The organism is Brevundimonas sp. Br13 (genome assembly GCF_055391505.1).
Window position 1 is genome coordinate 3,071,002 of the sequence record NZ_AP044008.1, and the last position, 20,954, is coordinate 3,091,955.

The 20,954-nt window shown below is 66.7% G+C and carries 16 protein-coding genes; 5 read left to right on the forward strand and 11 right to left on the reverse strand.

What is annotated here, in order from left to right; all coding sequences use genetic code 11:
• Nucleotides 1-46: 46 nt before the first annotated feature.
• From lpxC to murC, 10 genes are all read right to left on the reverse strand, one after another.
• Entirely contained in the window at nt 47-946 is a 900-nt protein-coding gene (gene lpxC, locus ACZ5M6_RS15320; protein WP_287104853.1) for a UDP-3-O-acyl-N-acetylglucosamine deacetylase, read from the reverse strand.
• 183 nt (nt 947-1,129) lie between these two features.
• On the reverse strand, nt 1,130-2,728 hold the full coding sequence (gene ftsZ, locus ACZ5M6_RS15325) for a cell division protein FtsZ (RefSeq protein WP_152950861.1): 1,599 nt from the start codon (nt 2,726-2,728) through the stop codon (nt 1,130-1,132).
• 220 nt (nt 2,729-2,948) lie between these two features.
• A complete protein-coding gene (locus ACZ5M6_RS15330; RefSeq protein WP_054766520.1) occupies nt 2,949-6,701 on the reverse strand; it encodes a TonB-dependent receptor domain-containing protein in 3,753 nt (1,250 codons plus the stop codon).
• 212 nt (nt 6,702-6,913) lie between these two features.
• On the reverse strand, nt 6,914-8,242 hold the full coding sequence (ftsA, locus tag ACZ5M6_RS15335; protein ID WP_224761037.1) for a cell division protein FtsA: 1,329 nt from the start codon (nt 8,240-8,242) through the stop codon (nt 6,914-6,916).
• A gap of 26 nt (nt 8,243-8,268) precedes the next feature.
• Complete coding sequence (locus ACZ5M6_RS15340) at nt 8,269-9,153, reverse strand: cell division protein FtsQ/DivIB (protein WP_464159050.1); 885 nt, start codon at nt 9,151-9,153, stop codon at nt 8,269-8,271.
• Nucleotides 9,141-10,082: a D-alanine--D-alanine ligase gene (locus ACZ5M6_RS15345; protein ID WP_183215007.1), complete on the reverse strand. Its 942-nt coding sequence runs from the start codon at nt 10,080-10,082 to the stop codon at nt 9,141-9,143. The genes ACZ5M6_RS15340 and ACZ5M6_RS15345 overlap by 13 nt, the downstream gene beginning before the upstream one ends.
• Before the next feature lie 87 nt (nt 10,083-10,169).
• A complete protein-coding gene (gene murB, locus ACZ5M6_RS15350; RefSeq protein WP_464159051.1) occupies nt 10,170-11,078 on the reverse strand; it encodes a UDP-N-acetylmuramate dehydrogenase in 909 nt (302 codons plus the stop codon).
• A complete protein-coding gene (locus ACZ5M6_RS15355; RefSeq protein WP_182713255.1) occupies nt 11,075-11,470 on the reverse strand; it encodes a type II toxin-antitoxin system VapC family toxin in 396 nt (131 codons plus the stop codon). The genes murB and ACZ5M6_RS15355 overlap by 4 nt, the downstream gene beginning before the upstream one ends.
• A complete protein-coding gene (locus ACZ5M6_RS15360) occupies nt 11,470-11,715 on the reverse strand; it encodes a type II toxin-antitoxin system VapB family antitoxin (RefSeq protein WP_464159052.1) in 246 nt (81 codons plus the stop codon). The genes ACZ5M6_RS15355 and ACZ5M6_RS15360 overlap by 1 nt, the downstream gene beginning before the upstream one ends.
• 69 nt (nt 11,716-11,784) lie before the next feature.
• Entirely contained in the window at nt 11,785-13,197 is a 1,413-nt protein-coding gene (gene murC, locus ACZ5M6_RS15365) for a UDP-N-acetylmuramate--L-alanine ligase (protein WP_464159053.1), read from the reverse strand.
• A 189-nt stretch (nt 13,198-13,386) separates the two neighbouring features.
• Between murC and ACZ5M6_RS15370 the strand changes: the two genes are divergently transcribed.
• The gene (locus ACZ5M6_RS15370) at nt 13,387-15,474 is read left to right on the forward strand and encodes a carbon starvation CstA family protein (protein WP_464159054.1); all 2,088 of its coding nucleotides are present in this window, start codon (nt 13,387-13,389) and stop codon (nt 15,472-15,474) included.
• Nucleotides 15,467-15,703 (forward strand): YbdD/YjiX family protein, encoded by a 237-nt coding sequence (locus tag ACZ5M6_RS15375; RefSeq protein ID WP_224764281.1) that lies wholly within the window; start codon nt 15,467-15,469, stop codon nt 15,701-15,703. The genes ACZ5M6_RS15370 and ACZ5M6_RS15375 overlap by 8 nt, the downstream gene beginning before the upstream one ends.
• A 25-nt stretch (nt 15,704-15,728) precedes the next feature.
• Here the strand turns inward: ACZ5M6_RS15375 and ACZ5M6_RS15380 are convergent, their stop codons facing one another.
• Nucleotides 15,729-16,439: an SDR family NAD(P)-dependent oxidoreductase gene (locus ACZ5M6_RS15380; protein WP_464159055.1), complete on the reverse strand. Its 711-nt coding sequence runs from the start codon at nt 16,437-16,439 to the stop codon at nt 15,729-15,731.
• A 42-nt stretch (nt 16,440-16,481) separates the two neighbouring features.
• Between ACZ5M6_RS15380 and ACZ5M6_RS15385 the strand changes: the two genes are divergently transcribed.
• From ACZ5M6_RS15385 to carB, 3 genes are all read left to right on the forward strand, one after another.
• Entirely contained in the window at nt 16,482-17,183 is a 702-nt protein-coding gene (locus ACZ5M6_RS15385; protein ID WP_464159056.1) for an HAD family hydrolase, read from the forward strand.
• Nucleotides 17,184-17,307: 124 nt separating this feature from the next.
• Nucleotides 17,308-17,625 (forward strand): ribonuclease E inhibitor RraB, encoded by a 318-nt coding sequence (locus ACZ5M6_RS15390; protein WP_224761038.1) that lies wholly within the window; start codon nt 17,308-17,310, stop codon nt 17,623-17,625.
• A 23-nt stretch (nt 17,626-17,648) separates the two neighbouring features.
• Nucleotides 17,649-20,948: a carbamoyl-phosphate synthase large subunit gene (gene carB / locus ACZ5M6_RS15395; protein WP_464159057.1), complete on the forward strand. Its 3,300-nt coding sequence runs from the start codon at nt 17,649-17,651 to the stop codon at nt 20,946-20,948.
• Nucleotides 20,949-20,954: the final 6 nt, after the last annotated feature.

Genomic DNA, 20,954 nt, shown 5'->3' on the forward strand with positions numbered 1-20,954 from the left:
AATCCGCTTGCCCTCTCCCTCCCCGTCCGGGGAGGGAGAGGGTGTATCACCCCGCCTGGGCCAACTCCGGTACGCGCGTCACTTCCCGCCACGCATGCGGCGCAGCCAGCAGGGCGCGGACCAGCTTGTTGTTGACCGCATGGCCGGCCTTGTAACCCTCGTATCGGCCCAGCAGGGGCGCGCCCAAGACGTAAAGGTCGCCGATCGCGTCCAGCGCCTTGTGCCGCACGAACTCGCGTTCCATGCGCAGACCGCCGGGGTTCAGAATCTCGTCACCGTCGATGACCACGGCGTTCTCCAGCGAACCGCCGCGGGCCAGACCCGCCTGGCGCAGGGCCTCGACCTCATGGGCGAAGCCGAAGGTGCGGCAGGCCATGATCTCCTGGCGGAAGGTCGCCTCGTCCACGACGAAGTCGATCACCTGATTGCCGATGGCGGCCGAGGGGAAGTCGATCTCGAACCGCATCTCATAGCGGTCGCACGGCAGAAGGGCGGCGTGTTTATCGCCCTCGACGACATGAACCGTCTCCAGGATTTCGATATAGCGCTGCGGCAGCGCCTGGGGCCGGAAGCCCGCCCGGTCCAGCAGCCGCACGAACTCCAGCGCCGACCCGTCCAGGATCGGCAACTCCGGCCCGTCCACCTCGACCACGGCGTTCGATACGCCCAGCGCACAGAAGGCCGCCATCAGGTGCTCGATCGTCGACAGGCGCACGCCCGCCGCATTCTCGATCATGGTGTTCAGCCGCGCGTCCACGACCGCCTCGCCCGACACGGGGATGCGGTTGTCGCGGTCGGTGACGTCCGTGCGCACGAAGACGATCCCCGTCCCCGCAGGCGCAGGCCGCACCGCAAGCCGGACCCGGCGGCCCGTGTGCACGCCAACGCCGGCGATAATCGCCGGTGCGATGAGGGTGCGTTCCTGATGGTCGTTCCGGACCGGCAAAGGCAAACTCGCTTCGTTACCGCCGCAGCCCATGGGGACGGACTGCGGCACAGGCCCGGTCTAACGGTTGGCCGGCAACAGGAAAATGAAAGTCGGGTTTCGGATTGTTTCGTTCTGATACGGACGGAACGAAAAACGCCCCGAAGCCGGGCTTCGGGGCGTGGTGGTCAGTTTTTCCGGCGGTCAGTTGGCGAGACGGCGGAGAAAAGAGGGAATCTCCAGGTCATCGTCAGCCTGGCCCGCTTCCGGCTCCGGCGTCGACTGCGGCTGGGCCGACTGGCGCATCTGGGGTTGGGTGCGGCTGTAGACCGGCTCGGGCTGCGGCTGGGCGCGCTTGCCCCGACCGAACAGGCTCCAGCCGCTGCGGCGATGGTCGCGGTCGTCATAGTCGTCGGCGGTCGGCTCGGGCGAACGCGCGGCGTAGAGATCCCCCTGGGGTTCGACCGGGGCGCGGCTCGGCTGGGCGGAGGCCGCCGGGGCGCGCGTCTCATACTCCTCGACCCACGGATCGACGATCGGCTCCAGGGTGCGCGGCGCCGGTTCAGCGACGCGGATCACCGGTTCGGGACGGGGTTCGGCCGCAGCCGGGGCCTGAAAGCTGGGGACGACGGGGGCGGCTTCGATACGGGGTTCGGGTCGGGCCTCGACGCGCGGCTCCGGGGCGCGTTCGGCGCGGACCGGCTCGCGATAGGTCTCACGGGCGGGCTCAGGGGCGGCCCGCGACGTTTGGGCGCCGTACAGGCCGCCGGCCGAGCGGCGGGCGCTGTGATCGGCCAGGGGGGCCGTCGGCGCCGAGGGCTCGGCGCGCTGCACCACGCTCTCGTCCATGCCGGTGGCGACGACCGAGACGCGGATCTTGCCGTCCAGCGCGGGGTCGAAGGCGGCGCCGAAGATGATGTTGGCGTCGCCGTCCACCTCGGCGGAAATGGCGTTGGCGGCCTCGTCCACTTCCAGCAGGGTCATGTCCAGACCGCCGGTGATGTTGACCAGCACGGCCTTGGCGCCCTTCAGGCTGGTCTCGTCCAGCAGCGGATTGGCGATGGCGTTCTGGGCGGCCATCAGCGCGCGATCATCGCCCGACGCCTCGCCGGTGCCCATCATCGCCTTGCCCATTTCGGACATGACGGCGCGCACGTCGGCGAAGTCCAGATTGATCAGGCCCGGCAGGATCATCAGGTCGGTGATCGAGCGCACGCCCGAGTGCAGAACCTGGTCGGCCATGCCGAAGGCGTCGGCGAAGGTGGTGCGTTCATTGGCGACGCGGAACAGGTTCTGGTTCGGAATGACGATCAGGGTGTCGACATAGCGTTGCAGCTCGGCGACGCCCGCATCGGCCAGGCGCATCCGGTGGCGGCCTTCGAAGGTGAAGGGCTTGGTCACCACGCCGACCGTCAGAATGCCGCGATCGCGCGCGCATTTGGCGATGACAGGCGCCGCGCCCGTGCCGGTGCCGCCGCCCATGCCGCAGGTGATGAACACCATATGGGCGCCTTCGAGGTGCTGATGGATCTCGTCGGCGGATTCCTCGGCGGCGTTCATGCCGACCTCGGGGTGGGCGCCGGCGCCCAGGCCTTGGGTGATGGTCTCGCCCAGCTGGATGCGGCGGTCGGTCTTGGCGAACGACAGGTGCTGGGCGTCGGTGTTGGCCACGACGAATTCGACCCCTTCGAGGCCGGCGTCGATCATATTGTTCACGGCGTTGCCGCCGGCGCCGCCGACGCCGAACACGACGATGCGGGGCTTCAGTTCAGTGTGTTGCGGCTTGACCAATGAGAGCGACATTCTGTTTTCCGACCTTCCGACCCTGCCCCTCGTCCCAAGGCGAACACCCCGCCGAATCACCTTGGTTATGAGCGCGTTAAGGATTGCACCCACGAGGGTTAAGAGATGGTTACGGCGATAATGTGAGTCGGGATTGGATCAACGCCCCAATTGCGGCAACGCTCAAAACAAAAGGGGCCAGCCGAAGCTGACCCCTCGTGTCGAGGTTCCTGGCGTTAGATCAGAAGCGATAGATCAACTGCCCCAGGAAGGTGCGGCCGAGGCTCTGCGGCTGCCCGCCGATCTCGTACTGGGTGCCCGGATAGACGGTGTCGAACAGGTTATCGACCGTCAGCTGGACCCGCGCCTCCTTCGTCACGTCATAGGCGACCGTGGCGGAATGGATCCAGTAGGAACGATACTGCCGAACGGTCGCTTGGTCGATCGTCGGGAACAGCGTGCCGTTACCGGCATACACCTTGGTCGTATCTTGCCAGTTGCCGGTCCATGACATGCGCAGATCGCCCTTGGTGTAGTTGGCGCCCAGTTGCACCTCCCAATCCGGACGAGCGAGAGTGCCCTGAGAATAGGTCGTCGTGCCGTCGAACTCACCGTTCGGCGAGCTCTGATACTTGATCAGGTGATAGGCCGACGCACGAAGACCCATACGGCCGAAATCGGTCTGGCCGTTGCCGAGCAGATCACCGATCTCGAAGTTGTAGGCGGCGTTAAGGTTCAAAGATTGGACGCGAATACCACCCTGGTTCCAGAAGCCGGAGATGGAGCCGTTCGTGATCGTGAACTGCGAGTCACGAACGACATAGGGGCACAGATCCAGACCATTCACGTCAGGGCGCGTGTCCGGATAGGTGTTGCTGTCCATGCAGAACTGGTTGGCGGTCGTGGCGAACAGGTTGGAGATCAGGCCCTTGACGGTTATCTTCACATAGTCAGCCGAGAACACCAGGCCCGGGATGAAGCGTGGCTGAGCGACGAAGCCCCAGGTGTAGCTGTTGCCGATTTCCGGCTGCAGCCCCGGCTCGCCCGCGACGATCGTTTGGAACGACGGCACGCCCGACGCGAAGGTAGACAGGAAGTTCTTGACCCGCGCCGTATTGTCCGCGTCCGACAGGGTCGGATCGATCACGCCGTTCTGATAGACGTTCGAAACCGGGTTGAGCTGCCGAACCAGAGCTTCACAGTTCGCGCGGCGCTTTGCAGGGTTCGGGCCCGAGTCGATGTTCGTCGATCCGCAGACGTCGGTCGAGTTGTTTAGGAACGCCGGCTGGCTGCCGAGGAACAGATCGACGATGCCCGGCTGACGCACGGAGCGGGAGATGTTGCCGCGGAACGTGATGTCTTGAATGGGCGCGTAGCTGACGGCGATCGAATAGATGTCCTGAACGTCACCGTCATACTTCGGCGAATTCAACACGCCGTTGGCGTTCCGGAACGCAGCGGCCGACCCCTCCTGCTTCACCCAGCGCCATGCCGGGTTCACATCCAGCCGGTGAATGAAGGGAATATTCATGTCCGGGCTGACGAAGGGCACGTTCAACTCGACGCCGTATTCGGTCGTCTTGATCTCGGCGTCCGTCAATGCCGTGGGCGCCGAACGCGAGCGTCCAAGCTGGCCGAGCGTATCACCGCTGTAGACGAGGCTTTCATTGCGATGCTCGCCCGAGACTGCGAACGCCAAGGCGCCAGCGGGCAGTTGGATGATCTCACCGCCGAATGTGCCCTGGAAGTAATCCTGACGGGCTTCATTGGTTATGAAGGTGTCCGCCAGAATGTAGTCGCGTGCAGCCTGCGAGGAGCGGCCGACGCCAAATAGGTTCAGCGGCTGGCAAGCATCGACTTGAGCTTGGGTGACGACCGGCTGATAGTTCTGATCCTGCGGCACATCGCCCACGACCGGCACGGTCGGATTGGCGTTGACGGCGTAGGGGACGCGCACAACGTTGTTGGTCAGACCGGGAGGGCTGGTGCCGACGATGCCGGCGCCGAGAGCCGTTTGGCTGCGGCACCGCGTCACGCCCCCGACATCAACGGCGTCGATGGCGAGCAGGAACTCCACATCCTTGATGAACTTGGTTTCGTAACGGAAGTCCGATCCGCCGGTCGAATAGGCGAAGTCCCAGTTGAAGTTGCGGTTGAAGGCGCGGAAATCGCCCCGCAGGCCGTTGACCGAGCGCCAGGTCTTCGACTTGCCGCGCGCCTCGTTGTTTTCACCGAAGATGTCGTAGAAATCGGTGGAGAGAGCGAAAGTAGAGGTTATCCCACGCGCGGCCAGATCAGCGCGATTTTGCGCCGTCAGGAAGGGGTTGTTGACACTGACAATGATACCGCCGTTCTCAATACCCGCAGAGCCGACAGAATTGAAGGCGGACTGCTGGTTCACCGGGTTGATGCTGGTGATTTCCGAATACAGGTTTTCGGTGAAGAAGGTGATGTTGTCGGTGATGTCGTAACGTGCGTTGACGTTGAAGATCGAGCGCTGCTGCTTGAAGCGCTGAACGTTACGGTCGGATGCGTTGTAGAGATCAGGATTGCTGCCGGGGGCGCTGCCGAAGCTGCCCGGCGAGGTCGAGCTCAGGTCTCCAACTGCGAACTGCACCACATTGCCGTTGGCGTCGAAGCGCAGCGGCTGAGCGATGATCGGCAGCAGCGGGTTGCCGCTGGCTACGCCCGGATAACCTTGAATGAACGATCCGATGAAGAGATTCGGATCGAGGTTGGGATTCGCAAGGAAGTATTCCCGCGCCGTCGGCAGCCGCGATTGCAAAATGTCCAGCGCCAGTCGGTTCAAATCGGACTGGGTGGCGCCGGCGGGAGGCGTCACGCCATACGCCGCGAAAACCCGCGCCGCATTTGCATTCTGTTGCGCCGCCGTGGTCCCCGGCAGTGAGGCTGGAGCAAAGTTACAGATCCTGGCGTTCGAGGCCGCCGCCGCCTGGGCTTGGGCCGCCGAGAAGGCGCCGGCATTACAAAGGCTCGGGACCGAAGGGAAATAGCTCCCGGAATAATATCCGGCCGCATCCAACGAGCCCAGAGACGTGTTGCTGTTGAAGCCGCCGCCGGCGGAGGGATTTTCGTAGACTTGCGCCGTCGCTCCGGGCTGCAGCGTCCGCACGGGGTTCGCACGGAAAATCGTTCCGCCGGGCAGCGCCGTGTGCGAGCGGAAGCTGTCAATGAAGACGCTGGGGAAGAGCCCGTCCGCATTGGCCGGAAGGAAGACCCCTAGAGCCGTCGATGGCCTCACGCCCAGAGTATAGGCGGGGTTGCGCACGCCATAGGGCTGGGTGAACAGGCCCGAGTTTCTACCCAGGAAGTCGAAATCCTTTGAGTACAGCGCATCAGTCTCGGAGATGTCGGCCGCGACGGTGACGTTGAGCTTATTGTCCAAGAAGTTTCGGCCGGTGGTGACGCCGAAGGAGTAGGTTTCACCCTGCCCGCCTTCATAACCACGGATCGAAGTGCGGACGTCCAGACCTTCAAAGTCGTCACGCAGGATATAGTTGACCACGCCGGCGATGGCGTCCGAGCCATAGGCGGCAGCGCCGCCCACAGTCAGAACATCAACGCGGTCGATAAGGGCCGCAGGAATCGTCCCCGCATCCACCTGATTGCCAGGTTCGTTGCCCGCCACGAAGATGGTGCCGCCGTTGTTCGAAACCATTCGACGGCCGTTGACCAGCGTCAGGGTGCGCGAAGACCCGATATCCAGAAGGTCCACATACTGCGCGCCAAGGTTGGCCGGTTGAGCCGTGCCGGTCGACACCGCGGAAACGGGCGGGCCTACGAGCGGAATGTCGTTCAGAATCTGGATTGCGTTGGTGAAGCCGCGATCTTCGATCGCCTGACGATCGACCTGGGCGCCAGGGATGGTTCCCTCGTATTGGGGGCGGCGAATGCGGCTCCCGGTGACGACAATCTCTTCGACTTCGCTGGTCGCGCCGTCATCAGCGGGCGTCTGCGGAGCCGTTTGAGCCACCGCAGCCGAGGCTACGATTAGGACTCCAGCCAAAACCGAAGTGCCCAACAAGTATGGTTTGTGTCGCATAAATAGCCCCGAGGCAGCATGTCCGCCCCCCACGGGCGGCACTGTTTCGAGGACGTTTACGGAATTGTATCAGCGCGGCAATACGTCATGGCGGGATTGCAGCGAGAATGCGACAATATGGCCTCATTCCGCAGACCTACGATCTACAAATTATCCCGCAGCCACCCCGCCACACGGCCCACCACATTGCCGCGATGCACCTTGGGCGCATCCGCAGCCGTGATTTGCCGCGCCATCAGCTTTCTGGCGGACACCGCCTCGCGGGGGCCATAGGCCGCCCGCAACAGCACCCCGGCGGTGGCGCAGAAGGCCGGTCCTGACGCGGCGTCGGCCAAATGTGGCGCCCGTTGGGGTTTTCCAAGGCGGACGGGGCGGTCGAAGACGCGCACGGCCAGTTCGCGCACGCCGTTCAGCTGACTCGCGCCGCCGGTCAGGACCAGGCCGGCGCCGGGCTCAAGGCCGACGCCCGCCGCCTTCAGCCGGTCGCGCAGCAGTTCCAGCGTCTCTTCCACGCGCGGGGCGATCACCGTCTTCAGCATGGCGCGCGGCACGATGACCGGGCCGGCCGAGGCGTCTTCGCCGCGCGGCGGCGCCTCCAGCATTTCGCGGTCCTCATTGGCGCTGGCCATGGCCGAACCGTGCAGGGTCTTCAGCCGCTCGGCGCCCGCCTTGGACGTGGACAGGCCGCGGGCGATGTCGGACGTCACATGGTCCCCGCCGACGTTCAGGCTCTCCACATGCAGCAGGGACCGTCCGCCCCAGACGGCGGCGCTGGTCGAGCCGCCGCCCATGTCGATACAGACGGCGCCCAGGTCCATCTCGTCTTCTTCCAGGGCGGCGAGCGACGAAACGACGGGCGCGGCGGCCACCCCCTGGAGATCCAGATGGGCCAGCTCCAGACAGTGGCTCAGGGTCGTGAACACATTCTCGGCCATGGAGACGACCAGAAGATCCAGCCCCAGCGACCCGCCGCGCATCGCGCGCGGATCGTGGACGCCGCGCGCCCCGTCCACTGACCAGGCGATGGGCAGGACGTGGATGGGCCGACGGTTGGGCAGACGGATCTGGGCCAGGGCCATGCCGATGGCGCGGGCCAGATCGGCGTCGCCAACGGGATTGGCGCCCAGGGACACCCGGGCCTGGACGCGGTGGCTGGCCATCTGGCCGATGGCGGTCGTCACGACGACGCCGGAGACCGGGCTCTGGGCCGCGCGTTCGGCCCGTTCGACGGCATGGCCGATGGCTTGGGCCGCCTCGTCCATATTGATGATGGCGCCGCCCCTGACGCCCTTGGACTGGACGTGGCTGGCGCCGGCGACGCGGATGGTGCGGTCGGCGTGACGCACGCCGTCCGGCTTCATGATGAAGCACGAAACCTTGGACTGGCCGATGTCCAGGGCGGCGATCACCGGCGCGCGGCCGGCGCGGGGGTCCATCCCCCGGCCCTGGTCGTTCGCCGATCCACGCTGCATTCCCGCCATACTCCTACTGGTCCCTGTTAAGCGTCGGCGGCGGGGCGCACCGCAATTTCGTCCGGCGTTCTCAGATCGACCCGGGCGAAGCCCAGGTCGAGCAGGCGTTCGCGCTGATCCAGCGCATCCAGGCGGATCAGGGCCGCCTCCTGTTCCGTGGCGGGCAGCTGGATCAGGCTGCCGTCCTTCAGGCGCAGATCCCAGCGGCGTTCATCGACCCGCACCACCGCATCCACCCGGCTCATCAGACGCGGCCGTTGAGCCAGCAGAGGCAGGATTTCGGCGGCGGCCTGATCGGCGCCCTTGCCCACGACCAGCGGCAAGGTGGGATAGCGGCGGGCGTCGGCGCCCTTGATCACCTGGCCCCGGGTGTCGATGACCTTGATCTGACCGGCCTCTTGCCAGACGGCGAGGCGGTCATGCTCCTTGACCTCGATGATCAGGGTGTCGGGCAACAGGCGCACGACGCGCGTGGACTTGACCCAGCCCACGCCCTGCACCCGGTCGCGAATGGCGTCCAAATCCAGACTGGTGATCGGCTGGCCCGAATAAAGACCCAGGGCCTGCTGAATGGCCGGCTCGGCCTCGGCCGAGGCGCCGGTGATGTGAACCCGCTTCAGCGACAGTCCCATGCCGGCCGTCATCCCGTCGATCCCGTGGGAGACGGACTGGCCGATCCTTTCGGCCCGCGCGCCCGTCGCCAGAATGCCGACGACCAGAAGGGCGCCGGCGCCCAGGGCGATCATGACGGTGCGGGGGGAGACGTCGATCCGGCCGATGGCGGCCATCTTGCCGGGAATGGGGGACGCAGGCCGGGGCGCGCCGCCGCGCGAACGCTCTCCCTTCTTGGGGGCTGCGCCACGCGAGGAACCCGTACTCTGTCGCCGACCGCCGCGAACTACCGCGGGCATGAGGCGTCCTCCACCATCCACCGAACCAGATCTTCGTAGCTCATTCCGGCATAGGCGGCCTGCTCGGGGACGAGCGAGGTCGGCGTCATGCCCGGCTGAGTGTTGACCTCCAGCAGAACCAGATCGTCCTTAACATCGTCATAACGGAAGTCGCTTCTGGACACGCCTTTGCAACCCATGGCGACATGCGCCGCCTCGGCCTGGCGCAGGGCGGCCTCGAAAACGGCGGGCGGCAGGACGGCGGGCAGGACGTGGACCGAGCCGCCCGGCGCATATTTGGCCTCATAGTCATAGAAGCCCTTGGTCGGGGTGATGTCGGTCACGGTCAGGGCGCGCGGCCCGTCCGCATAGCCGATCACGGCGACCGCCAGCTCCTTGCCGGCGATATAGGGCTCCACCATCACCTGTTCGCCATAGGCCCAGCCGGGCTCGCCCACCTCGGCGACCGGTCGATTGGCCCCCTCGGTCACCAGATAGACACCGACGGACGAGCCCTCGGCGTTCGGCTTGACCACATAGGGCGGTTCGATGACGTGGCGCGCCGCCACCTCATGCCGGTCATACAGACCGCCGCCGGGCGCCTTGACGCCCGCCGCCTTCAACACCGCCTTGGACTTATTCTTGTCCATGGCCAGGGCCGAGGCCAGGACGCCGGAATGGCTGTAAGGTATCCGCAGGGTCTCCAGCACCCCCTGGACGCAGCCGTCCTCGCCCCAGGCGCCGTGAAGACAGTTCAGCACCACGTCCGGCTTGATCAGGCCCGACAGGACATTGGCCAGGTCGCGCCCCGCGTCCACACGGCTGACGCGCACCCCTTGCCGCTCCAGCGCCTGGGCGCACTGCTCGCCGGAGGTCAGCGAAACCTCCCGCTCGGCGGACAGGCCGCCCATCAGGACGGCGACATGAAGGTCTTCGAATGCGCGGGTCATGGCCTCTCCGATTGCGGCCGAGATGTTTAACAGGCCGTCAACCTTGTCGCCCGCGCGAGGTGAAATTTGTGCGTCAAACGCCGGTGATCAGAGGCGACGCCCGATCCGCTTGATCTCCCACTCCAGCTGAACGCCGGTCTTCTTCAGGACGTCCGCCCGCACCGCCTCGCCCAGGCCCTCGATGTCGGCCGCCGTCGCCTCGCCGGGGTTGATCATGAAGTTGGAGTGCAGCTCGCTGAACATGGCCCCTCCCCCGGTCTCCACGTGCAGCTTGCCGCGCCAGCCCGCCTCGTCCACCAGCTTCCAGGACGAGTGACCGGGCGGGTTCTTGAAGGTCGATCCCCCGGTCTTTTCGCGGATCGGCTGGGTGGTTTCGCGGCGGCTGGTGATCTCGTCGATCCGGGCCTGCACCGCCTCGGGCGCGTCCGGCGTTCCGCGATAGACGGCCTCGACCCAGAGGATGTCAGCCGGCGCCTGCGAATGGCGATAGGTGTAGCCGAAGTCGGCCAGGGCGTAATCGACCCGCTCGCCCGCCCGCGTCAGCCCCCAGGCCGAGACCAGAACATCCTTGGTCTCCGAACCATAGCAGCCGGCGTTCATGGTCAGGGCGCCGCCGACCGTGCCCGGAATACCGGCGTAGAATTCCAGCCCCGCCAGCCCCGCCTTCGCGCCGGCCTTGGCCACCATGGAGTCCAGCGCCCCGGCGCCGGCCGTGATCGTGTCGCCGTCCGTCGTCACCTGGGCCCAGGGACGCCCCGCCAGGCGGATGACCACCCCCTCGACCCCGCCGTCGCGGACGATGACGTTGGACCCCACGCCCAGAACCGTCACCGGCACGGCCGGATCCAGCGCCTTGAGAAAATCAGCCAGGTCCTCGGCGTCGGCCGGAATGAACAGGGCCTCGGCCGCGCCGCCGACGCGGAACCAGGTGTAGGGGCCGAGCGGCTCATCCCGCAGCAGCTTGCCGCGAACGGGGGGAAGGGGGATCTCGGTCATGCGGCTTCGATGTCGGTCCGGGAAAAGTCGTCGCCCTTGTACAGCAGGGGCGATCGCGCGTGGCGGGCGCAGGCATAGGCGAAACAGTCGCCGAAGTTCAATGCCGCCGGGTGACGGCCCTTGCCGTACCGGGCGTGAGCGCGGATCGCCTCGCGCCGCGCCTCGGCGGGAATGGCGACCACCTCGATATTGAAGGTTTTCAAGAACGCCTCAACGGCGGCTTCGCTGTCGGTGATGTCCAGTTTGAGCCGACGCGCGACCGCGAGGACCGCCTCCCAGACGGCCATGGGCGACGTCGTCCGAACCGGATAGGTTTCAAGGCGCGCATAGAGGAACCGCGCGTCGTCCTCTTCGGTCAGGATGGCCGTAAGCGCCGAAGCGTCCACGAACATCAGTCGTCCTCATAGAGGCTGTCGACCCAAGCCTTGTCCACCGGCTGGCCCTCGGCGGGGTCGCCCCGAGCGATTAGAGCGCGGGTGAAGGCGAGGCCGCGCTCGACAAAGTCGGACGGCGTCTCAACCTCCTCCAACTGACGACGCAGGGCGCGACGCACCACCTCAGTCTTGCTGATGCCTCCGATGCGGCTGAGGCGTTCGGCCATCCGATTGACTTCGGGGTCCTTCACATAAAGGGCCATGACATCCTCCAGGGATATACCGTCACGCCGAAGTATATACTTTCCAGACCCCGCCGGACAAGCCGGGCGTCAGCCCAGCGCCTCCAACTGCGCCGGCAGGCCATAGGCCCAGCTGGTGATGTCGCCGGCGCCCAGCAGCACGACCACATCGCCCGACCGGGCCTCTTCCTTGATCAGGCGCGGCAGGACGGCGGCGTTCTCCAGCGCCTGGACATGGCGGTGGCCGTAGCGACGGATTCCGTCGGTCAGGGCGTGTTTGTCCACCCCGTCGATCGGCTGTTCGCCGGCCGGATAGACGTCGGCGACGATCACGCTGTCGGCGTCGGAGAAACTGGTCGAGAAGTCGTCCATCAGGTCGCGCAGACGGGTGTAGCGGTGCGGCTGGACGACAGCGATGACCCGGCCCTCGCTCACCTGACGCGCCGCCTTCAGCACGGCGGCGATCTCGACCGGGTGGTGGCCGTAATCGTCCACGATCCGCACCCCGTTCACCACGCCCGTCGTCGTAAAGCGGCGCTTGACCCCGCCGAACCCGGCCAGACCCTCGCGGATCGCCGCGTCGGATACGTCCAGCTCGCGCGCCACGGCGATGGCGGCCAGGGCGTTGGAGACATTGTGCCAGCCCGCCATCGGCAGGTGCAGATTGTCGATCCGGTGCGTTTCGCCGTTCTGGATCACCACGTCGAACCGGGCGCCGTCCGGCCCCATCTGGCAACCCTCGGCCCGCACCATGGCCTGGGGATTGGTCCCATAGGTCACCAGCCGCCGGTTATCGATCGAGGCGACCAGCTTCTGCACCTCGGGATGGTCCAGGCAGACGGCGGCGAAGCCGTAGAAGGGGATGTTTTCGACGAAATCGACGAAGGCCTTCCGCACCGCGTCGAAGTCGCCGTAGTGGTCCAGGTGTTCCGGGTCGATATTGGTCACGATGGCGACAGTCGATTTCAGACGCAGGAAGCTGCCGTCGCTCTCGTCCGCCTCGACCACGATCCAGTCGCCGTCCCCGACCTTGGCGTTGGTGCCGTAGGCGTTGATGATGCCGCCGTTGACCACCGTCGGGTCCAGACCGGCCGCGTCCAGCAGGGCCGCGACCATGGAGGTCGTCGTCGTCTTGCCGTGGGTGCCCCCGACCGCGATGGAGAACTGCAGCCGCATCAGCTCGGCCAGCATCTCGGCCCGGCGCACCAGGGGGATGCGACGCTCGCGCGCGGCCTTCATCTCGGGATTGTCGGCCTTGACCGCCGTCGAATAGACCACGGCCGAGACGCCCTCGCCGACATGGGCGGCGTCGTGGCCGATGAAGATCTTGGCCCCCAGCTTCTCCAGCCGTTCGGTATTGGCGCTGGCCTTGGCGTCCGAGCCCTGAACCGAATAGCCGATCTTCAGCATGATCTCGGCGATGCCGCTCATGCCTATGCCGCCGATGCCGACGAAATGGACGGGACCGAGGTCGAACGGGACGGGGCGAAGGCGAGCGATCATCCGATGCGCTTAGCAATAGATTTGGCGGATTGCACGGGGGGGCGTGTATCCAAGTTTCGAAGCCGCGCGAACGGATCGCGCGCCGGAACGCCGGGCCCCGTCTACGACTTTAGTCGATTGGCCTTCGGCGGGCCTATCGTGCAAACAGGACGCGAAATCGTCAGTCGTCCGGTCGAGTAGGAGTAGGTCGTGGGCAAACTTGGAACCCCTCTGATATTTGGGGTCATCGCGATCCTGGGGGCCGTCTCGTTGGGCGTCATCGCCCTGCACCAGGGCGAAAGCGTCAGCGCGGTCTGGATGGTGGTCGCCGCCGTCTGCACCTATGCGATCGCCTACCGCTTCTACAGTCGCTACCTGGCCAACAAGGTCATGCAGTTGCAGCCCTCGCGCCCGACCCCGGCGGTGCGGCGCGACGACGGCCTGGATTATGTGCCGACGCCCCGAAACGTCCTGTTCGGCCACCACTTCGCCGCCATCGCCGGCGCGGGGCCTCTGGTCGGGCCGGTGCTGGCCGCCCAGATGGGCTATCTGCCGGGCGTGCTGTGGATCCTGGTCGGCGCCGTGCTGGCGGGAGCGGTGCAGGACATGATGGTCCTGTTCATGTCCACCCGGCGCGACGGCAAGTCCCTGGGCGACATGATCCGCACCGAAATGGGCAATATCCCCGGCATCATCGCCCAGGTGGGCGTGCTGATGATCATGGTCATCATCCTGGCCGTCCTGGCCCTGGTGGTGGTCAAGGCCCTGGCCGAGAGCCCGTGGGGAACCTTCACCGTCGCCGCCACCATCCCCATCGCCGTCTTCATGGGCCTTTACACCCGCTTCCTGCGGCCGGGCCGCGTGGGCGAGGTGTCGGTCATCGGCGTGGTCCTGCTGATCCTGGCCATCATCGGCGGCGGCCATGTGGCGGCTGACCCGTTCTGGGGTCCGGCCTTCACCCTGACGGGTCCGACCCTGGCCATACTGATGATGGTCTACGGCTTCATCGCCTCGGTCATCCCGGTCTGGCTGCTGCTGGCGCCGCGCGACTATCTGTCGACCTTCCTGAAGATCGGAGCCATCGTCGCCCTGGCCATCGGCATACTGATCGTGCGTCCGCACCTGCAGATGCCCGCGATCACCCCCTTCATCGACGGCACCGGCCCGGTCTTCGCCGGCGCCCTCTTCCCCTTCCTGTTCATCACCATCGCCTGCGGCGCGGTTTCGGGCTTCCACGCCCTGATCTCGTCGGGCACCACGCCCAAGCTGCTGGAGAACGAAGCCCAGATCCCGATGATCGGCTACGGCGCCATGCTGTGCGAAAGCTTCGTCGCCGTCATGGCCCTGATCGCCGCCACGGTTCTGGACCCGGCGGTCTATTTCGCCATGAACAGCCCGGTCGCCGTCATCGGCAAGGACGCGGCCTCGGCCGCCGCCGCCGTGGCCCAGTGGGGCTTCCACATCACCCCCGGGGAGTTGGAGCAACTGGCCCGGGACGTGGGCGAGCATTCGATCCTGTCGCGCGCGGGCGGCGCCCCCACCCTGGCGGTCGGCATGGCCCACATCCTGTCGGGCGTGATCGGCGGCAAGGCCATGATGGCCTTCTGGTACCATTTCGCCATCCTGTTCGAGGCCCTGTTCATCCTGACCACGGTCGACGCCGGCACCCGCGTCTGCCGCTTCATGATCCAGGACCTGCTGGGCGTCGCCGTGCCCAGGATGCGCGAGACCAAGTCCTGGGGCGCCAACGTCGTCGCCACGGCGCTTACGGTCGGCCTGTGGGGCTATTTCCTCTACACCGGCGTCGTCGATCCGCTGGGGGGCATCAACAGCCTGTGGCCCCTGTTCGGCATCGCCAATCAGATGCTGGCCGCCGTCGCCCTGATCCTGGGCACGGTCGTCCTGTTCAAGATGAAGCGCGAGAAGTTCGCCTGGGTCATGGTCGTCCCGGCGACCTGGCTCCTGATCTGCACCCTGACGGCCGGCTTCCAGAAGCTGTTCCACCCGGACGTCCGCATCGGCTTTTTGGCCCACGCCCGCAAATACCAGGAGGCCCTGGGCGCCGGCGAACTGCTGGCCCCGGCCAAGGCGGCGGGCGACATGCACCGGATCATCGTCAACGACTACGTCAACTCCACCCTGACGGCGGGCTTCCTGTTCGTGGTCGTCACCATGGTGATCTATGGCGTCCAGGCCTGTCGCAAGGCCTATCTGAACAGCCGCCCGACCGTGCGCGAATATCCCGAGGCGCACGATCTGACCCCGGCCGACGATGCGGCGGACGTCGCCCGTGCCTGATCCCTCGGGCCAGGACGATCTGCTGTGCCTGTGCCGCGACGCCGCCGTTCGGTGGGGTCGCGGCGTCCGGCGCACGGCCGGCGCCATGATCGGCCAGCCGGACTATGAGGCCTATGTCCGGCATGCGACCGCGACCCACCCCGACCAGCCGCCTCTGGACAAGATCGCCTTCTTCCGCCTGCACGAGCAGCGCCGTTTCGGCGGCGCCGGCGGCTTCAAATGCTGCTGAGCTGACGGCCTGGACTTCGCCGTCCTCATTCCGGAATCCGCGCCCCGTCCCAGGCGAAGACCCCGCCGCTGTCCCCCGGCGTCAACCCCGCCGCCACCGCCAGCAGCCGTTCGGCCGAATGATCCGGGCTGAACAGCCGTCCCTCCCCCACCCCCTTCTGAAACGGCGCGCTCAGCCCCGTGTCCACCGTGCCGGGATGAAGCCCGGCGACCACCGCCAGGGGGTGGGTCCGCGCCGTCTCGATCGCCAGATTGCGCAGGATCATGTTCAGCGCCGCCTTGGACGCGCGATAGGCGTACCAGCCGCCCAGCCGATTGTCGCCGATCGAACCGACCCGCGCCGACAGGGCCGCGAACACCGCCCGCCGGTCGCGCGGCAGCAGGGGCAGGAAATGTTTGGCGACCAGGGCCGGCCCCACCGTATTGATCCGATAGTCCCTGAGCAGATGCTCGGCCTCAAGCTGACGCAGGGACCGCTCGGGCTGGAAACCGTCGTGCAGGACGCCGGTCGCGACCAGCACCAGGGTCGGCGCGGCGCCTTGCGCGATCCGCGCCGCCGCCTGGGCCAGACTGTCCTCGTCCTCCAGATCGGCCGCCAGGGCCTGGGCGCCGGGAACCGCCGCCGCCGAACGGGACACCGCCCAGACGGCCTCGAACCCGCCCTCGGCGACCAGACGCTGCGTCAGGGCCCGCCCGATCCCGCCCGAGGCGCCGATCACCACCGCCGATCCGCTCATCTTCATCTCCCATGCCGACGCGGCTCATGATAGGGGCGCGTCATGAGCATCACCACGGTCGGCCTCGATGCCGACGACACCCTCTGGCACAATGAGACGATCTTTCGTCTGACCCACGCCCGCTTCGTCGACCTGCTGGACGACCACGGCGACGCCGCCACGATCGAGGCGCGCCTGGCCGAGACCGAACAGCGCAACCTGCGCCTCTACGGCTACGGCGTGAAGGGCTTCACCCTGTCGATGATCGAGACGGCCATGGAGCTGTGCGACGGCGGCGCCCCGCCCGAGGTGGTGCGCGAGATCCTGGCCGCCGGCCGCGAAATGCTGGCCCATCCGGTCGAGACCCTGCCCGGCGTGGACGAGGTGATCGCCGAACTGGCCGAAAACTACCGCCTGGTCCTAATCACCAAGGGCGACCTCTTGGATCAGGAACGCAAGCTGGCCGCCTCGGGCCTGGGCGACCGGTTCGCGGCGGTCGAGATCGTCTCGGAAAAGGACCGGGCCACCTATGAACGGGTCTTCACCCGCCACGGCACAGGCCCGGCCGAAGCCGTCATGGCCGGCAATTCGATGAAGTCCGACGTCCTGCCCGCCATCGCCGCCGGCGCCTTCGGCGTCCACATCCCCTACCACGTCACCTGGGTCCACGAACTGGCCGACGCCCCGGTGAACGAGCCGCGCTACGGATCCCTTTCCCGGATCGGCGAACTGCCCGACTGGATCGCGGCCGTCGCCGACGCATAAGCTCTTGCCCCCCCGCCCCTCCCTCTCTAAACGGGCCGCTTAACCGACAACCCGACGCAAGCTCCGCATGGCGACGCCCTGCGGCGGCTATGCGCGCGCAAAGAACCAAGGATCCCCTCGCCCCGTGCACGCCTCGGACATCAGTCATGACGAACGCGACGCCATGGTGCGCGCGGCGCTGGCCGAGCAGGGCGACAGCGGCGTGACGCCGCGCCATACGCTGTTCTTCTTCCTCGGCGACGAGGACGCCCACGGCGACCTGTGCGAGGTGGCGCGGCGCGCCGGCTTCATTGCGCGCGGCGAGGGCGACATGACGATTCTCGAAACCACCATGGCGGTCGATGCGGCGAGCTTTGCGCCCGTCTCGGCCATGATGCAGACCTGGGCCGCGGCCTTCCAGCTGGAGTACGACGGCTGGGAATGCGCGGTCGTGACCCACTAGAACAAAAAGAAGAGGCCCTCCCCATGCCCAAACGCACAGACATCCAGTCGATCCTGATCATCGGCGCCGGCCCCATCGTCATCGGTCAGGCGTGCGAGTTCGACTATTCGGGCGTCCAGGCGTGCAAGGCGCTGAAGGCCGAGGGGTACCGGGTCATACTGGTCAACTCCAACCCCGCCACCATCATGACCGACCCGGAGGTGGCCGACGCCACCTATATCGAGCCGATCACCCCGCAGATGGTCGAGAAGATCATCGCCAAGGAACGCCCCGACGCCCTTCTGCCCACCATGGGCGGCCAGACCGCGCTGAACACCGCCCTGGCCCTGGACGCCTCGGGCGTGCTGAAGAAATACGGGGTCGAGATGATCGGCGCCAAGGCCGAGGTCATCGACAAGGCCGAGGATCGCCAGAAGTTCCGCGACGCCATGGACAAGCTGGGTCTGGAATCGCCCCGCTCCAAGGCCGCCCATTCGATGGAAGAGGCGCTGGAAGGGCTGGAGTACGTCGGCCTGCCCGCCGTCATTCGTCCCTCCTTCACCCTGGCCGGCACCGGCGGCGGCATCGCCTTCAACCGCGAGGAGTTCGAGGAGATCGTCCTGCGCGGCCTGGACCTGTCGCCGACCACCGAGGTGCTGATCGAGGAATCGGTGCTGGGCTGGAAGGAATATGAGATGGAGGTCGTCCGCGACACGGCGGACAACTGCATCATCATCTGCTCGATCGAGAACGTCGATCCGATGGGGGTCCATACCGGCGACTCCGTCACCGTCGCCCCTGCGCTGACGCTGACCGACAAGGAATATCAGCGGATGCGGACCGGCTCGATCAATGTGCTCCGCGAGATCGGGGTCGAGACGGGCGGGTCGAACGTCCAGTGGGCGATCAATCCCAAGGACGGCCGCATGGTCGTGATCGAGATGAACCCGCGCGTGTCGCGCTCCTCGGCGCTGGCGTCCAAGGCCACCGGCTTCCCCATCGCCAAGGTCGCCGCGCGTCTGGCCGTCGGCTACACCCTGGACGAGCTGCAGAACGACATCACCCAGGTCACCCCGGCCAGCTTCGAGCCGTCGATCGACTATGTGGTCACCAAGATCCCGCGCTTCGCCTTCGAGAAATATCCGGGGTCCGAGCCCCTCTTGGGCACCTCGATGAAGTCGGTAGGCGAGGTCATGGCCATCGGCCGGACCTTCCAGGAATCGATGCAGAAGGCCCTGCGCGGGCTTGAGACCGGCCTGTCCGGCTTCGACGAGATCGAGATCGACGGCGTCGCCGATGTCGAGGACGCCGGCGCCGCCCGCGCCGCCGTGGTCCGCGCCCTGGGCGTTCCGACACCCGACCGGATCCGCGTCATCGCCCAGGCCTTCCGCCACGGGCTGACGGTGGAAGAGGTCCAAGCCGCCTGTTCCTACGAGCCCTGGTTCCTGCGCCAGATCGCCGACATCGTGCGCGAGGAAGGCCATGTCCGTATCAAGGGCCTGCCCACCGACCCGACCGAGTTCCGCCGCCTGAAGGCCAAGGGCTTCTCCGACGCCCGTCTGGCCGCCCTGACCGGCAAGACCGAGAAAGAGGTCCGCGCCGCCCGTCGCGACCTGAACGTCCGCCCCGTCTTCAAGCGGATCGACACCTGCGCGGCCGAGTTCGCCAGCGCCACCGCCTATATGTATTCGACCTATGAGACCGGCGCCCTGGGTCAGGTCCCCGAATGCGAGGCCGAGCCGTCGGACAGGAAGAAGGCCGTCATCCTGGGCGGCGGCCCGAACCGGATCGGCCAGGGGATCGAGTTCGACTACTGCTGCTGCCACGCGGCCTTCGCCTTCGACGACATCGGTGTCGAGTCGATCATGGTCAACTGCAACCCCGAGACCGTCTCGACCGATTACGACACCTCCGACCGCCTGTATTTCGAGCCCCTGACGGCCGAGGACGTGCTGGAGCTGATCGAGGTCGAGCGGTCCAAGGGCGATCTGATCGGCTGCGTCGTCCAGTTCGGCGGCCAGACCCCGCTGAAGCTGGCCCATGCGCTTCAGGAGGACGACATCCCCGTCCTGGGCACCAGCGTCGACTCCATCGACCTGGCCGAGGACCGCGAGCGCTTCCAGCAGATGCTGGAGGCCATCGGCCTGCGTCAGCCCCCCAACGCCCTGGCCCGCAGCGCCGAAGAGGCCGCGCAAAAGGCCGAGGACGTCGGCTATCCCGTCGTCCTGCGCCCCTCCTACGTCCTGGGCGGCCGAGGCATGATGATCGTCCACGACCGCGAGCAGCTGGACCGCTACGTCCACGAGGCCATGCGCGTCTCAGGCGACGATCCCGTCCTGATCGACCACTATCTGAACCGCGCCACCGAGGTGGACGTGGACGCCCTGTGCGACGACGAGACCGTCTTCGTCGCCGGGGTGCTGGAGCATATCGAGGAAGCCGGCGTCCACTCGGGCGACAGCGCCTGCTCCATGCCGCCCTGGTCGCTGCGTCCCGAGACGGTGGCCGAGCTGAAGCGCCAGACCACCGAAATGGCCAAGGCCCTGAAGGTGCGCGGCCTGATGAACGTCCAGTTCGCGATTGAAGAGCCGCACGGCGAGAACCCGCGCATCTTCGTGCTGGAGGTCAATCCGCGCGCCAGCCGCACGGCCCCCTTCGTGGCCAAGACCATCGGCCGGCCCATCGCCTCGATCGCCGCCAAGGTCATGGCGGGCGTGCCCCTGGCCTCCTTCGGCCTGACCGACGCCCCCTATGACCACATCGCGGTCAAGGAAGCCGTCTTCCCCTTCGCCCGTTTCGCCGGGGTGGACACCATCCTGGGCCCGGAAATGCGCTCAACCGGCGAGGTCATGGGCCTGGACTGGAAGCGCGAGGGCGAGGCCGACATGGCCCCCGCCTTCGCCCGCGCCTTCGCCAAGTCCCAGATCGGCGGCGGCACCCATCTGCCGACCTCCGGCTGCGCCTTCGTCTCGGTCAAGGAGGACGACAAGCCCTTCATCGTCGAGGCGGTGAAGACCCTGCTGGCCCAGGGCTTCTCCATCATCGCCACCGGCGGCACCCGCGACTATCTGGCCGCCCAGGGGATCGAGGTCGGCCTGGTCAGGAAGGTGCTGGAAGGCCGCCCCCACATCGTCGACGCCATGAAGAACGGCGAGGTCCATCTGGTCTTCAACACCACCTCGGGCAAGCAGTCGCTGCAGGACAGCTTCTCGCTGCGCCGCACCGCCCTGATGATGAAGATCCCCTACTACACCACCACGGCGGGGGCCCTGGCCGCCGCCCAGGCCATCGGCGCCATCAAGGCCGGCGACCTGGATGTGAAGGCGATCCAGGACTACGCCTGAAGGGCG

Coding starts and splice junctions, on each gene's coding strand:
- ftsZ (WP_152950861.1), bottom strand. CDS start 2,728: ATGTCGCTCTCATTGGTCAAGCCGCAACACACTGAACTGAAGCCCCGC.
- ftsA (WP_224761037.1), bottom strand. CDS start 8,242: ATGCAGCGTGGATCGGCGAACGACCAGGGCCGGGGGATGGACCCCCGC.
- ACZ5M6_RS15340 (WP_464159050.1), bottom strand. CDS start 9,153: ATGCCCGCGGTAGTTCGCGGCGGTCGGCGACAGAGTACGGGTTCCTCG.
- ACZ5M6_RS15345 (WP_183215007.1), bottom strand. CDS start 10,082: ATGACCCGCGCATTCGAAGACCTTCATGTCGCCGTCCTGATGGGCGGC.
- murB (WP_464159051.1), bottom strand. CDS start 11,078: ATGACCGAGATCCCCCTTCCCCCCGTTCGCGGCAAGCTGCTGCGGGAT.
- ACZ5M6_RS15355 (WP_182713255.1), bottom strand. CDS start 11,470: ATGTTCGTGGACGCTTCGGCGCTTACGGCCATCCTGACCGAAGAGGAC.
- ACZ5M6_RS15360 (WP_464159052.1), bottom strand. CDS start 11,715: ATGGCCCTTTATGTGAAGGACCCCGAAGTCAATCGGATGGCCGAACGC.
- murC (WP_464159053.1), bottom strand. CDS start 13,197: ATGATCGCTCGCCTTCGCCCCGTCCCGTTCGACCTCGGTCCCGTCCAT.
- ACZ5M6_RS15380 (WP_464159055.1), bottom strand. CDS start 16,439: ATGAGCGGATCGGCGGTGGTGATCGGCGCCTCGGGCGGGATCGGGCGG.
- ACZ5M6_RS15385 (WP_464159056.1), top strand. CDS start 16,482: ATGAGCATCACCACGGTCGGCCTCGATGCCGACGACACCCTCTGGCAC.
- carB (WP_464159057.1), top strand. CDS start 17,649: ATGCCCAAACGCACAGACATCCAGTCGATCCTGATCATCGGCGCCGGC.